The organism is Shinella agrisoli (assembly GCF_046557955.1).
In the GTDB taxonomy this organism is placed as follows: Bacteria; Pseudomonadota; Alphaproteobacteria; order Rhizobiales; family Rhizobiaceae; genus Shinella.
Genome location: NZ_JBJIEP010000029.1, coordinates 16,556 through 29,733, shown reverse-complemented (window position 1 = coordinate 29,733; position 13,178 = coordinate 16,556). Strand labels below are relative to the sequence as shown.

Annotated in this window: 17 protein-coding genes; 9 read left to right on the top strand and 8 right to left on the bottom strand. The window is 66.9% G+C overall.

Features of this window, described 5'->3' with window-relative positions:
* The first annotated feature begins 58 nt into the window (after positions 1–58).
* Positions 59–985 carry an ABC transporter ATP-binding protein gene (locus ACIIOY_RS23460; RefSeq protein WP_411037089.1) on the top strand — a complete coding sequence of 309 codons (927 nt, stop codon included), beginning with the start codon at positions 59–61 and terminating at the stop codon, positions 983–985.
* Positions 982–1,743: an ABC transporter permease gene (locus tag ACIIOY_RS23455; RefSeq protein ID WP_411037088.1), complete on the top strand. Its 762-nt coding sequence runs from the start codon at positions 982–984 to the stop codon at positions 1,741–1,743. Before ACIIOY_RS23460 ends, ACIIOY_RS23455 begins: the two co-directional genes overlap by 4 nt.
* Here ACIIOY_RS23455 and ACIIOY_RS23450 read toward each other — a convergent pair.
* Positions 1,715–2,302 carry a TetR/AcrR family transcriptional regulator gene (locus tag ACIIOY_RS23450; RefSeq protein WP_411037087.1) on the bottom strand — a complete coding sequence of 196 codons (588 nt, stop codon included), beginning with the start codon at positions 2,300–2,302 and terminating at the stop codon, positions 1,715–1,717. The two genes, ACIIOY_RS23455 and ACIIOY_RS23450, sit on opposite strands and share 29 nt — an antisense overlap.
* Before the next feature lie 47 nt (positions 2,303–2,349).
* On the opposite strand from ACIIOY_RS23450, the gene ACIIOY_RS23445 reads away from it, so the two are divergent.
* Positions 2,350–2,886 (top strand): dihydrofolate reductase family protein, encoded by a 537-nt coding sequence (locus tag ACIIOY_RS23445; RefSeq protein WP_411037086.1) that lies wholly within the window; start codon positions 2,350–2,352, stop codon positions 2,884–2,886.
* Here ACIIOY_RS23445 and ACIIOY_RS23440 read toward each other — a convergent pair whose 3' ends face one another.
* From ACIIOY_RS23440 to ACIIOY_RS23430, 3 genes are read right to left on the bottom strand one after another with little or no spacing between them, the layout of a single operon-like run.
* Complete coding sequence (locus ACIIOY_RS23440; protein WP_411037085.1) at positions 2,887–3,585, bottom strand: retropepsin-like aspartic protease family protein; 699 nt, start codon at positions 3,583–3,585, stop codon at positions 2,887–2,889.
* The gene (locus ACIIOY_RS23435; protein ID WP_411037084.1) at positions 3,582–3,803 is read right to left on the bottom strand and encodes a DUF1289 domain-containing protein; all 222 of its coding nucleotides are present in this window, start codon (positions 3,801–3,803) and stop codon (positions 3,582–3,584) included. The genes ACIIOY_RS23440 and ACIIOY_RS23435 overlap by 4 nt, the downstream gene beginning before the upstream one ends.
* A 36-nt stretch (positions 3,804–3,839) precedes the next feature.
* Positions 3,840–4,625: an adenosylcobinamide-GDP ribazoletransferase gene (locus ACIIOY_RS23430; protein WP_411037117.1), complete on the bottom strand. Its 786-nt coding sequence runs from the start codon at positions 4,623–4,625 to the stop codon at positions 3,840–3,842.
* Between the two features lie 245 nt (positions 4,626–4,870).
* Here ACIIOY_RS23430 and cobT point away from each other — a divergent pair, with 245 nt between their 5' ends.
* A complete protein-coding gene (gene cobT / locus ACIIOY_RS23425; RefSeq protein ID WP_411037083.1) occupies positions 4,871–5,887 on the top strand; it encodes a nicotinate-nucleotide--dimethylbenzimidazole phosphoribosyltransferase in 1,017 nt (338 codons plus the stop codon).
* A gap of 77 nt (positions 5,888–5,964) precedes the next feature.
* On the top strand, positions 5,965–6,342 hold the full coding sequence (locus tag ACIIOY_RS23420; protein ID WP_411037082.1) for a diacylglycerol kinase: 378 nt from the start codon (positions 5,965–5,967) through the stop codon (positions 6,340–6,342).
* Between the two features lie 173 nt (positions 6,343–6,515).
* Here ACIIOY_RS23420 and ACIIOY_RS23415 read toward each other — a convergent pair whose 3' ends face one another.
* Positions 6,516–8,051 (bottom strand): sensor histidine kinase, encoded by a 1,536-nt coding sequence (locus ACIIOY_RS23415; protein WP_411037081.1) that lies wholly within the window; start codon positions 8,049–8,051, stop codon positions 6,516–6,518.
* Between the two features lie 169 nt (positions 8,052–8,220).
* Between ACIIOY_RS23415 and ACIIOY_RS23410 the strand changes: the two genes are divergently transcribed.
* The 3 genes from ACIIOY_RS23410 (at position 8,221) to ACIIOY_RS23400 (ending at position 10,045) form a co-directional block, all read left to right on the top strand.
* Positions 8,221–8,784: a thermonuclease family protein gene (locus ACIIOY_RS23410; protein WP_411037080.1), complete on the top strand. Its 564-nt coding sequence runs from the start codon at positions 8,221–8,223 to the stop codon at positions 8,782–8,784.
* 11 nt (positions 8,785–8,795) lie between these two features.
* Entirely contained in the window at positions 8,796–9,434 is a 639-nt protein-coding gene (locus ACIIOY_RS23405; protein ID WP_411037079.1) for a uracil-DNA glycosylase family protein, read from the top strand.
* A 122-nt stretch (positions 9,435–9,556) separates the two neighbouring features.
* On the top strand, positions 9,557–10,045 hold the full coding sequence (locus ACIIOY_RS23400; RefSeq protein ID WP_411037078.1) for an Lrp/AsnC family transcriptional regulator: 489 nt from the start codon (positions 9,557–9,559) through the stop codon (positions 10,043–10,045).
* A 7-nt stretch (positions 10,046–10,052) separates the two neighbouring features.
* On the opposite strand, the gene tolA is transcribed toward ACIIOY_RS23400, so the two are convergent.
* The 3 genes from tolA to ACIIOY_RS23385 form a co-directional block, all read right to left on the bottom strand.
* On the bottom strand, positions 10,053–10,427 hold the full coding sequence (tolA, locus tag ACIIOY_RS23395; RefSeq protein WP_411037077.1) for a cell envelope integrity protein TolA: 375 nt from the start codon (positions 10,425–10,427) through the stop codon (positions 10,053–10,055).
* A gap of 1 nt (position 10,428) precedes the next feature.
* Positions 10,429–11,319: an NAD(P)-dependent oxidoreductase gene (locus ACIIOY_RS23390; protein ID WP_411037116.1), complete on the bottom strand. Its 891-nt coding sequence runs from the start codon at positions 11,317–11,319 to the stop codon at positions 10,429–10,431.
* A gap of 122 nt (positions 11,320–11,441) precedes the next feature.
* Entirely contained in the window at positions 11,442–12,257 is an 816-nt protein-coding gene (locus ACIIOY_RS23385; protein ID WP_411037076.1) for a class I SAM-dependent DNA methyltransferase, read from the bottom strand.
* Between the two features lie 191 nt (positions 12,258–12,448).
* Between ACIIOY_RS23385 and ACIIOY_RS23380 the strand changes: the two genes are divergently transcribed.
* Positions 12,449–13,177, top strand: coding sequence for a DUF2270 domain-containing protein (locus tag ACIIOY_RS23380; RefSeq protein ID WP_411037075.1), 729 nt, complete (start codon positions 12,449–12,451; stop codon positions 13,175–13,177).
* Position 13,178: the final 1 nt, after the last annotated feature.

Here is a 13,178-nt window from a genome sequence, read left to right as displayed (position 1 = left end):
AAGGATACGCCATATAGGGTGTCCTTCCGCATGAAATTCCCTCTCTCCGGACCGTCCCATGGCGCCCATCGTTTCCATCCGCAATCTCACCAAGAGTTACGCAACGGGGTTCAAGGCGCTGAAGGGCGTCGACCTCGACATCGAGGAGGGCGAGATCCTCGCGCTGCTCGGGCCGAACGGCGCGGGCAAGACGACGATGATCTCGATCATCTGCGGCATCGTCACGCCGAGCGGCGGCACCGTGACCGTCGGCGGGCACGATATCCTCGCCGAGTACCGCAAGACCCGCGCGATCATCGGCCTCGTGCCGCAGGAGCTGACGCTCGACGCCTTCGAGACCGTATGGAACACGGTGTCCTTCTCGCGCGGCCTGCACGGCTGTCCGCCGGACCCCGCGCTGGTCGAGCGGATCCTGCGCGACCTTTCGCTCTACGACAAGAAGGACACGATGCTGCGCCACCTTTCGGGCGGCATGCGCCGGCGCGTGCTGATCGCCAAGGCGCTCTCCTACGAGCCGAAGGTGCTGTTCCTCGACGAGCCGACGGCGGGCGTGGACGTCAGCCTGCGCAAGGACATGTGGCAGCTCGTCGAGCGGCTGCGCGCCAACGGCGTCACGATCATCCTGACGACGCACTATATCGAGGAGGCGGAGGAGATCGCCGACCGCATCGGCGTCATCAACCACGGGGAAATCCTGCTGGTGGAGGAGAAGAAGGCGCTGATGGCCAAGCTCGGGCGCAAGCAGATGACCGTGGAGCTCGCCGAGCCGGTGGACGCGATCCCCGACACGCTGTCGCCCTTCGGGCTGACGCTTTCGGACGAGGGCGCGCGGCTCGTCTACGAGTTCGATTCCTCCGGCGAGCGGACGGGGATCTCCTCGCTGCTCTCGGCGCTCTCGCAGGCGGGCCTCCGGGTCAAGGACATCTCCACCGAGCAGAGCTCGCTGGAGGACATTTTCGTGGAGCTGGTGGGGACAAGCAAATGAACTTCGAGGCGATCAAGTCCATCTATGGGTTCGAGATGGCGCGCACGCGCCGCACGCTGCTGCAGAGCGTCGTCTCGCCGGTCATCACCACCTCGCTCTACTTCATCGTCTTCGGCGCGGCGATCGGCTCGCGCATGCAGGAGGTGGAGGGCGTGCCCTACGGCGCCTTCATCGCGCCCGGCCTCATCATGCTGACGCTGCTCAACCAGTGCATCGGCAACGGCTCCTTCGGCATCTACTTCCCGAAATTCACCGGCACGATCTACGAAATCCTCTCCTCGCCCATCTCGATGATCGAGATCGTCATCGGCTATGTCGGCGCGGCGGCGACCAAGGGGCTGATCGTCGGCACGATCATCCTCCTCACCGCCTCGCTGTTCGTCGACATATCCATCAAGCATCCGCTGATGATGATCCTGTTCTTCGTGCTGACGGCGGTCAGCTTCAGCCTGTTCGGCTTCATGATCGGCATCTGGGCGAAGGATTTCGAGCAGCTCAACCTCTTCCCCATGCTGATCGTCCCGCCGCTCGTCTTCCTCGGCGGCAGCTTCTACTCCATCGACATGCTGCCGCCCTTCTGGCAGACGGTCAGCCACTTCAACCCCGTGCTCTACCTCGTCTCCGGCTTCCGCTGGAGCTTCTACGAGATCGCCGACGTCAACCCCGCCGTCAGCCTCGTGACGGTGCTGGGCTTCCTCGTCGTGTGCCTGTCGATCACGGCATGGATCTTCAAGACGGGGTACAAGCTGAAGAACTGAGGGGCGCCCCGCCCTTCAGCCAGCTTTCCAGCACGCGCCGGATGGCCGTCTCGGCGGGCTCTTCCCGCGTGAACGCCCACCAGGTATGCGCACCCTGCCAGATGCTCGCCATCTGCCAGGCGAGGCGTTTTCCCTCCTCGGCGTCGTCGGAAAGGCGGCGGGCGAGGGCGGCGACGATACGGTAGCTCCAGGCGGCGCCACGGGCGCGCAGCACGGGGTCGCGAATGTCTTCGCGCAGGATAAGTAGGCCGTCCGTGGCGTTTTGCTCGGCGGTATCAGGCGGTATCAGGCGCATCAGCATGTCGACCGCGCCGGGAGGGGTCGGCGCTGCTTCGCTGTCGGCGGCCTCGGTTTCCGCATCCAGCCTGTCCCAGGCGCGCAGCAGCACTGCCTGAAGCATTTTTTCCCGGTCGCCGTAGCGCTGCACGAGCGTCGCGGGCGAAAGGCCCGCCGCCTTGGCGGCGCGCGCGAAGGTCAGCCCGGCGGGGCCGGTTTCCATCACAGTGTCGAGGAGGGTGTCGAGGACCTGTTCGTCCGGGATTGTCTTGTGTCGTGCCATGGCTATATATAAATGTACGTTCGTTTATTATTCAAGGAGATTCCAGGATGGCCAGGATCATAGGGTATATCGCCGCCAGTCTCGACGGGCTGATCGCCGACGAGAACGACAATCTTGACTGGCTTTTCAAATATGACGGCATGGACCTCGGCGAGCACGACTACCGATCCTTTCTCAAGACCATCCGCACCGTCGTGATGGGGCGCGGAACCTATGATTTCATCGCGCGCGAAGCCTCGCCATGGTCCTATGGGGACCAGCGGACCTTCGTCGTTACCTCGCGTCCCATCGTGACACCGAAGGGGCCGCTCGAAACACGCAGTGATATCGATGCGCTCATTGCGGAACTCAGAGCGCTCGACGACGGCGATGTCTGGATGCTGGGCGGAGGGCAGTTGCAGATGGCCTTCCTCGAGCGCGGGGCGCTGGACGAGATCGAGATTTATGTCATCCCGGAAATGCTGGGCGGCGGGCGGGCGCTGTTTCCGCTGACCGGGTTTCGCGCCAGCCCGACACTGGTCAGCGCCAAGGTCATTGACAAGGGCTGTGTGCGGCTGCACTACCGGTTCGAGCACGCGGCCTGATCAGTCCTTCAGCCGCAACTCGTCGCGGGTGATCTCGATGGAGCCGAGGGTCCCAAGGAAGCTCATGCCGAGCAGGCTCTGGTCGAGGCGGCCCTCCTGGGCGACCATGCCGCGGATCGTGCCGCGCAGGATGGGGCCGATGGCGACCTGGCGCAGCGTGACCGGCGCGGCGAGCGCGCGGCCGTTGGCGGTGGAGACGTCGATCGAGAAGATCAGGTTGTCCGGGTTTATGCCGAGGCGCATGGCGTCCTCGTAGGACAGCACGACGGAGCTTGCGCCGGTATCGACCAGCATGCGCAGCGGCACGCCGTCGATCGACACGTCGGCCTCGTAGTGGCCGGAGACGCCCTTGTGGATCACCAGGATCTGCTCGCCGCCGGCGTTCGTCGTCACCACGGCGCGGCCGGGGATGAGGCCGGCGGTCAGGCGGTTGCCGACCTCCTGCAGGTCGTAGCGGTAGAGATAGGCGGTGACGAGGGCGAGGACGAGCAGCAGCCAGATCCCGGCCTGGCGCAGGCTTTCGCCCCATTGGCGGCGGCTGGCGAGAATGCCGGTTGCGAGCATCGTGCCGATGGCGGAGAGCGTCACGAGGCGGCCGAAATCGTCGTTGGCGATGCCGAGCGTGCGGCCGCTGTCGTGGTTGAGGATGAGAAGCACGAGGCCGACGGCAAGGATGCCGAGAAGGAGATAGAACCTCATGCGTCGCCGCGCTCCCGCGCCATGCGGGCGCGCCGGGTCTCGCGCCGGGGCTTGCGCTCGACGGTGGCGAGGCGCGCCGGCAGCTCGGCCATGATCGCGCGGCGCTGCTCGGGACTGTAGAGCGTCCAGGCGCCGATCTCCTCGCGCGTGCGCCCGCAACCGAAACAGTAGCCGGTCACCATGTCGATCGAACAGACGAGAATGCAGGGCGATTCCATCGCGTCTCCAGGAACTACGTCCTCTATATCGGCAGCTCAGAGCGTCAAGGCAAGGGCGAACAGCACTGACATTTCCGCGAGCTGCTGCGCCGCGCCGATGGTGTCGCCCGTGTGCCCGCTGATCTTGCGCATGGCGATGCGGTTGAAGGAAAGGACGGCGAGGGCGGCGCCGGCCGATGCGAGGAGGAAGGCAAGCACGGTGCCGTGCGGCAGGATGAGGAGCGCGGCGATGAGGATGCCGCTTGCGAGCGCCGCGGCCGTCGCCCGGCTCTCCGGCTCGCCGACCGACGCGGCGACGCCGTCGCGCCGGGCGGGCGGCAGCAGCGACCAGTGCCAGACCATCGCGGCGCGGCTGGCGGCGGCGACGGCGAGCAGCGCCATGCCGAGGCCGGAGGGCGTGAGCGCGGCGGCGAGCGCCGCGACGGCGGCGGCGCGCAGGCCGAAGGAGAGGATGAGCGCGACCGCCCCATAGGAGCCGACGCGGCTGTCCTTCATGATGACAAGCGCGCTTTCCCGGTCGCGCCCGCCGCCGATGCCGTCGGCACTGTCGGAGAGCCCGTCCTCGTGCAGCGCGCCGGTGACGAGCACCTGCAGGGCGAGCGTGGCGAAGGCTATGAGCAGGGGCGGGGCGGAGAGGGCCGACAGGACGGCGGCGAGCGCGGCGGCCGGAAGCACGATCAGCACGCCGGCGAGCGGGAAGGCCCGCACGGCGCGCGACAGCCGCCCGTCATGGCCGATGAAGTGGCGCTGCGGCACCGGCACGCGCGAGAGAAAGGCGACCGAGCGGGCGGTGTCGTCGATGTAGTCCTGGATGGTCGTCACCACGTTTGCCCCTGCTGTTCCGTCATCGGAGGCGAGGGCGATCCTCGGGCTCGACCCGGGGATCCACCCGCGCGGCACATCGCCGCAAAAGGCGGTAAACGCCGCCGCAAATGCGGTTGTCGGATTCGCGCCCTCGCTCTATTAGAGCAGTTCCAGCAAAAGTGCGCAGCCCGGAACTGCGTAAAAAACCAACTGACAACACCAAACACCCGCCTTTGAAAGCCCAAACCGAGGAATTCCCCAAGATGAGTGCCAGCGGCCTGCCGTTCGATGACTTTCGTGAATTGCTGCGCAACCTGCCCGGCCCGGATTCGGCCGCGCTGGTCGCCGCGCGCGAACGGGACTCGCAGCTGACGAAGCCGCCGGGGGCGCTGGGGCGGCTGGAGGAGATCGCCTTCTGGCTCGCCGCCTGGACGGGCCGTCCGCCCGCCGTGACGCGCCCGCTCGTCGCCATCTTCGCCGGCAATCACGGCGTGACGAAGCAGGGCATCACGCCCTATCCGTCCTCCGTCACGGCGCAGATGGTGGAGAACTTCGCGGCCGGCGGGGCGGCGATCAACCAGATCTGCGTGACGCACGACCTCGGCCTCAAGGTCTTCGACCTGGCGCTCGACTACCCGACCGCGGACATCACCGAGGAGCCGGCCCTTTCCGAGCGCGACTGTGCCGCCACCATGGCCTTCGGCATGGAGGCGGTCGCCGGCGGCACGGACCTCTTGTGCGTCGGCGAGATGGGCATCGGCAACACGACGATCGCCGCGGCGATCAACCTCGCGCTCTACGGCGGCACGGCGGAGGAGTGGGTCGGCCCCGGCACGGGCTCGGAAGGCGAGGTCCTGCAACGCAAGATCGCCGCCGTGCAGAAGGCGGTGGAACTGCACCGCGACCACCTTTCCGATCCGCTCGAGGTGCTGCGCCGCCTCGGCGGGCGCGAGGTCGCGGCGATGGCCGGCGCGATCCTCGCCGCCCGCATGCAGAAGATCCCCGTCATCATCGACGGCTATGTCGCAACGGCGGCCGGCGCGATCCTGCGCGCGGCCAACCCGGCCGCGCTCGACCATTGCCTGATCGGCCATGTCTCGGCCGAGCCGGGCCACCTGAAGTCGATCGAGAAGCTCGGCAAGACGCCGCTGCTGGCGCTCGGCATGCGGCTCGGCGAGGGCACGGGCGCGGCGCTCGCCGCCGGCATCGTCAAGGCCGCGGCCGCCTGCCATTCCGGCATGGCGACCTTCGCCCAGGCGGGCGTCAGCAACCGGTCGTGACGGAGCGGCCGGCAAAAAGCCTCAATGGCGTGGATGGAGACCGCCAGGGCATGGCGAACGAGAACGGGATTGTCGGAATGGATCGGGGACCAATCAGGAAGAAGAAGGGCTTCAGCCACCTGTTGGCGGCCGCGAGCTATTCCGCCGGCGGCGCGCGCCGGCTGCTGAGCGAATCCGCCTTCCGCCACGAGCTGATCGCCTTCGCCGTCGCCATGGTGCTCTTCGCGGCCGTTGGCGCGTCGTTCTTCCAGTATGTGGCGATGGCGATCCTCTTCCTGCTGATGGTCGCCTTCGAGGCGCTGAACACGGCGATCGAGGAGATCGTCGACCGGGTGTCGCCGGAGATCTCCGAGATGGGCAAGCACTCCAAGGACCTTGGCTCCTTCGCCGTCTTCTGCCTGATCGTCGCCAATGCCGGCTATGCCGGCTATGTGGTGGTTTCCAAGTTCATCTGAGGCATAGGCATTCGCCACGTGGATCCTCGGGTCAGGCCCGAGGATGACGGAGGGGAGGAGAGGCTGCCTGCCCATTGAACGCTGCGGCACGCTGTCGCTTTTTGCCGTCACATTTCTCTTCTGTCGTCATCCTCGGGCCTGACCCGAGGATCCACGCGGCAAACCGCTACGCCTCAGGCGAAGCTCTTCTTCCGCGGCGCGACGGCCTGGATTTCGCTGACGGCGGGCAGGCTCTGGAGGACGCGCTTGGCGGGCAGGATGGCGATCGCCTCGGTGCCCTCGCGCAGCTTGGATTTCAAGATGAACTCGCCGTTGTGCTTGGCGAGGATGGCCTGCACGATCGGCAGGCCGAGGCCGGTGCCCTGCTCGGCGCTCTTGATGGCGATGGAGCCCTGGCCGAAGGCCGAGAGGACCACCGGGATCTCGTCTTCCGGAATGCCGGGGCCGTTGTCCTTGATCGAGATGTACTGGCCGCCGCCGGCCGTCCAGCCGGCCTTGACGACGACCTCGCCGCCCTGAGGCGTGAACTTCACGGCGTTGGAGAGCAGGTTCAAAACGACCTGGCGCAGCGCCTTCTCGTCCGCCCAGACGGCCGGCATGCCGCTTTCGACCTGCTCGGAGATGGTGATGTTCTTGGCGCGGGCGCGCAGCTGCACCATGCCGATGCAATCCTCGGCGATGTCGACGAGCTGGACCGAATCCTCCGACAGGTCGTACTTGCCGGCCTCGATGCGGGAGAGGTCGAGGATCTCGTTGATGAGGTTGAGGAGATGCTGGCCGGAGCGGTGGATGTCGGAGGTGTATTCCTTGTAGACCGGATTGTTGAGCGGCCCGAGCACCTCGGTCGACATGACCTCGGAAAAGCCGAGGATGGCGTTCAGCGGCGTGCGCAGCTCGTGCGACATGGAGGCGAGGAAGCGGGATTTGGCGAGGTTCGCCTCCTCCGCCCGGCGGCGGGCTTCGTCCGACATGGACTTGGCCACCTCCAGCTCGGCGATCAGGTCGTCCTTTTCGGACTGGGAGGAGAGGAGTTGCGCGCTCGTATGGCGCAGGCGGTGCGTCATGAAGACGAGGAAGACGAGGGCGGCGCCGATGATCGCCGTCATGCCGACGGTCGCCGGGTCGGGGCGCAGCAGGGCGGAGGCGGCGAGGGCCGCGACGGTGGGCGCGAAGGCGCAGAGGATCGCATGCCGCAGCATCAGCGTGCTCATGGCCGTCACCGCGAGCGCGACGAGCAGCGAGGAGCCTTTGTAGAACTCGAAAGTGACGCCGGCGCACCGGCCGCAGCCCTGCAGAGCGAAGGTCGCCCAGGCGATGCCCATGAGGACCTGCGCGGCGAGGAACCGGCGTTGCCAGCGGCGCACGTTGTCGCCGGTGATGTCCTGCCTGCGCGCGCTGCGCGCGACGACCATGCCGATCGCATGCACGCTGAGCGCGAGCACGGCCCAGGCGACAAGGCCGGCCTCCTGCGTCAGATAGATGCCGCCGGCGGCGATCAGCACGACGACCATGGGCACGGCGAGCGCGCCCTGCACGGTCGAATCGATGTGCAGCTGCATCATCTCGCGCTCGAAGCCCGGCGAGGTGCCCGTGGCCGTCTGCAACCGCTCGCGAGTCGCGCGGACAGCGCGCGTGACAGCCTTGTTACGATGGCTGCGCGACTTGTCGACGATGATCTTGTCGGTCGAGGTACTGACGCCGGTACTCATCACGGTTGCAACTGTTGCGGACAGCGTTGAATTCTAGGCCGGAATCCTTAAGAAGATGCTGCCGCGCATAAACCATTTGCGAACCATTCCGGCATTTTCCGTAACGTGAAGTCGGCGGCCTTTCGGCATATGACGCAACGTCAAGAATCGAATTGGGAAACGAAGTTCCATGGGACTTTCCAGACGGGCGCGCGACATCGGCGTGGCGGTTGCGATCCTGGCGCTGACGGCGCTCGTCGTGGCGCGCGTGAGCGGCGAAGGCGGCGAGACGATCGCCGGCACGGCGCGGGCGGCGGACGGCGACACGCTCACGCTGGAGGGCCACCGCGTCCGCCTCGTCGGCATCGATACCCCGGAGATGACGCAGGTGTGCAAGCGGGACGGGGCGGACTGGCGCTGCGGCGTCGCCGCGCGCTCGCGGCTCGCCGAGCTCCTGCGCGCGGGGCCTGTCACCTGCCGGACGCAGGGCACGGACCGGTACGACCGCTGGCTGGCGCGCTGCGAGACCGCGGGCGGCGACCTCGGCGAACGCATGGTGCGCGAGGGCCTTGCCGTCGCCTACGGCGGCTATGAGGACGAGGAGCGGTTCGCCAGGGCCGAGCGCAAGGGGCTTTGGGGCTCCGAATTCGACATGCCGCAGGACTGGCGCAGGATGAACGGCCGGCCGCAGGACGTCCACGAGGCGGAACCCGGCGTTCTCGGCGGCATTCTGGATGCATTGGGACTGACGTGACGGGCGGTGCGATGGACGACGGGAACCCTTCAGGCGGGATTGCCGCGCTGCGCGCGGCGATCGCGGCCTGCCGGCTCTGTCGCGACGCGCCGGCGCGGGCGGGGGACACACTGCCGCACGAGCCGCGGCCGGTCGCCGTCATCTCCGGTACCGCCCGCATCCTCATCGCCGGGCAGGCGCCGGGGCTCAGGGTGCACGAGAGCGGCCTGCCGTTCAACGACGCCTCGGGCGACCGGCTGCGCAGCTGGATGGGGGTGAGCCGGGAGGAATTCTACGATCCGGAAAAATTCGCCATCGTGCCGATGGGTCTGTGCTTTCCGGGCTACGACGCCCACGGCAGCGACCTGCCGCCGCGGCGGGAATGCGCGCCGCTCTGGCGCCCGCGCGCGATCGCCGCCATGCCGCAGGTCGAGCTGGTGCTGGCGATCGGCCAGTATGCGCATGCCTGGCATCTCGGCGCGGCCAAGGCGTCGAGCATGACGGAGACGGTGCGCGGCTGGCGCCGGCATCTCGGGCGCAACGAACGGCCGGCCGTGCTGCCGCTGCCGCATCCGAGCTGGCGCAACACCGGTTGGCTCAAGCGAAACCCCTGGTTCGAGGAAGAGGTTCTGCCGGAGTTGCGAAAGCGGGTGAAAACGCTTACGGAATGAAATGTAATTCTTTCAATTTGCTGCTATCTCGGTATATGAGGGAATTAAATTTCTTTTGTTTCACGCAGGTCCGGGCGCAGAACCGCTTCGCACATTTGCCGGACCTGTTTTAGGGGAGTTCGATGGATCGTCTGGACCGCAAAATCCTGCGTCTCTTGCAGGAAGATTCCACGCTCGCAGTGGCGGACCTTGCCAAGAAGGTGGGGCTTTCGACCACGCCCTGCTGGCGGCGCATCCAGAAGATGGAAGAGGACGGCGTGATCCGCAAGCGCGTCGCGCTGCTCGATCCCGGCAAGATCAACACGAAGGTGACCGTCTTCGTCTCCATCCGCACCAATTCGCACTCCACGGAATGGCTGAAGCGCTTCTCCGAGGTGATCGTCGAGTTCCCCGAAGTGGTGGAGTTCTACCGCATGAGCGGCGAGGTGGACTACCTGCTGCGCGTCGTCGTGCCGGACATCGCCGCCTATGACGCCTTCTACAAGCGCATGATCGCCCGCATCGAGATCCGCGACGTCTCCTCCGCCTTCGCGATGGAGCAGATCAAGTACACGACCGAGCTGCCGCTCGACTACATGGTCGTGGACAACCAGAAGAGCGGCGACGACTGAGCGGGTTCTACAGGTCCGGCCGCTTGAAGTTCACGAAGACCGTCTTCCAGGCCGCGTAGGGGCCAAGCTGCGCCAGCTCGCCGTAGGGGGCGCAGCGTACGACGGCGCGCACCGCGCTTGCCGCAAAGGCCTTCGTCGCCGCATCGCCGCCGAGCGGGCCTTCGACCGCCGGCGAGCCTTCGAGTTCGCCCGCCTCCGTCAGCGAGAATTTCACCCGGACCGTGCCGACATGGGCGGGCAGGTCCGCCGGGACCATCCAGCACTGCGCGATCTTGCGGTGCAGCGCCGAGGCGAGCGCCAGGCGGGCGGCATCGTCTGCGCCCGCCGGGGCGGCAAGGGGGATGAACGCGGCGAGGGCAAGGACGGCGCGGCGGAGCGGCACCCTATTTCCTTTCCAGCCGGGCGAGCAGCGAGGACGTGTCCCAGCGGCTGCCGCCCATCTCCTGCACGTCGGCGTAGAACTGGTCGACGAGGGCCGTGACGGGAAGTTTCGCGCCGTTGCGGCGGGCTTCGGAAAGCAGGATGTCGAGGTCCTTGCGCATCCAGTCGACGGCGAAGCCGAAATCGTACGTGCCGGCGATCATCGTCTTGTGGCGGTTCTCCATCTGCCAGGAGCCGGCAGCGCCCTTGGAGATGACCTCGATGACCTTCTCCATGTCGAGGCCGGCCTTCCGGCCGAAATGGATGCCTTCCGCAAGGCCCTGCACGAGGCCGGCGATGCAGATCTGGTTGACCATCTTGGTGAGCTGGCCGGCACCGGCCGGGCCCATCAGGCCGACCATGCGCGCATAGGCCCCGATGACGGGCCTTGCCTTTTCGAAGGTCGCCTCGTCGCCGCCGCACATGACGGTGAGCACGCCGTTTTCCGCGCCGGCCTGGCCGCCCGAGACGGGCGCGTCGACGAAGCCGAAGCCCCTGGCCCTGGCGGCGGCGTCGAGCTCGCGGGCGACCTCGGCGGAGGCGGTGGTGTTGTCGATGAGGATCGCGCCCGGCTTCATGCCGTCGAGCACGCCGTCCGCGGCCGTCGTGACGGAGCGCAGGTCGTCGTCGTTGCCGACGCAGGTGAAGACGAAATCGGCATCCCCGGCGGCTTGCGCCGGCGTGCGGAACGCCTTTCCGCCGAATTCGGCGGCCCATTTCTCCGCCTTGGCGAAGGTGCGGTTGTAGACCGCCACCTCATGGCCCCCCTTGACCTTGAGATGGCCTGCCATGGGATAGCCCATGACGCCGAGACCGATGAACGCAACCTTTGCCATGCTGAATCTCCTGCAAATTCTGGCAGGAGATGTAGCGGATGATCGGTTGCGGCGAAAGTGTTTCCCGTAAAGGGAGGTAGTGCAGAGGGAGGACCCTCGGGCCCGATCCGAGGATCCGCCCCTTCGCGCAAACCTCTCCGTCAGCCGCGGTACTTCGCCAGCACCAGGTGGCCGGGGATGGGCTCGCCTTCCTCCATGCGCACGGTGATGTCCGTCATCTCGACGAGGTCGAAGCCGGTCTCCTCGAGGCGCTGGCGCACGTAGGCGGCGGCGTGGGCGAAGCGCTGGTGCGGGCCGACCATGAAGGGACGGCCGGCGAAGGTTTCGTCCGGCAGCGTCTCGGAGGAGAAGATGAAGTGGCCGCCGGGCGCGAGATTGTCGGCGGCGCCGAAGAAGAGCGGTTCCAGCGCGCCGAGATAGGGCAGCACGTCCGTCGCGGTGATGAGGTCGAAGGGCTCGTCGTCGTTGTCGTCGAGGAAGTCGACGGCCTCGGCGACGTAGAGCGTCTCGTAGAGGTCCTTGTCGTGGGCGATCTCGACCATGTTTTCCGAAAGGTCGACGCCGGTGATGTCCTCGGCCATGTCGCGTAGCGCCCCGCCGGTGAGGCCCGTGCCGCAGCCGAGATCGAGCACGCGCCCGAACGGGCCGAGGCCGAGCGCCTGGAAACGCTGGCGCACGAGGAGCGGCACGCAATAGCCCAGCTGGTCGACGAGCACGTTGTCGAAGACCTCGGCATGCTGGTCGAAGAGCGTGGCGACATAGGCGTCCGGCGCCTTTTCCGGCGTGTCGCCGCGGCCCATCGATGCAAGGCGCACGGCCGCGCCGCCGTGGTCGTCGGGATCGAGCGCCAGCACTTGCGCATAGGCCTTGGCGGCGGCATCGAAATCGCCGGACTTCTCCAGCGAAAGGGCGCGGTTGTAGGCTTCCGCGAGCGCGTCTTCGTCGATCTTCTTCATGGGCGGTCTCTTAAGGTCCGGGCGCGGGTTTGGCAATGGGCGCTCCGGAGGCCGTGCTTCTCTGTCCGGAAGTTAAGCAGATGCAAGAGAGAAATGAGCGGGCGAGGCGCTGAAAGCGAAATAGCCGTTTATCAATCCGCGAAAGAGGAGCATGATCTTGCCAAGACCAAAAAGACCATTTGGAGGAATCCATGCCCGCCGACATGACCCCCTTGTCGCTTTCCCCCGAAGCCAGGCGTCCGACAAGCCCCGCGCTGCCGGCGACGCCGGTGGAGACGATCAACACGATGGTGCACTACTATCGCGGCGAGCTCGGGCGCATGGCGGGCTGGCGCGACCGGATCGACCGCACGACGAACTGGGCGATCACGGTGGTGGCGGCGCTGCTTTCCGTTTCGCTCTCCACGCCGACGTCGCATCACGGCGTGCTGCTCTTCGCCATGCTGCTGGTGACGCTGCTGCTGATGATCGAGGCACGGCGCTACCGCTTCTTCGACGTCTACCGGGCGCGGGTGCGCCAGCTCGAGCGGTTCTATTTCGCGGAGATCCTCAATCCGCGCGAGCAGCTTGCGCTCGACTGGGCGGCGCCGATCGCCAAGAGCCTGCGCAAGCCGGAATTCCTGATCAGCTACCGCGGCGCGGCCTGCCGGCGGCTGCGGCGGAACTATTGCTGGATGTATCTCATCCTGCTCCTGGCCTGGGCGCTGAAAATATCGTCCTCGACCATGCAGACCCAGGCGGGCTCCGGCAAGGACATCGCGCTCGCCTTCGAGCATGTGGTCGCCAATGCGGCGCTCGGGCCCGTACCCGGCGGCTTCGTGCTCGGCTTCGTGGCGCTCTTCTACGCCGGCATCGCCTACTGCTCGCTCAAGGTGGACATGTCCGACACCGAACTCGCGCACGGCTCGGTCCATGTCTGAC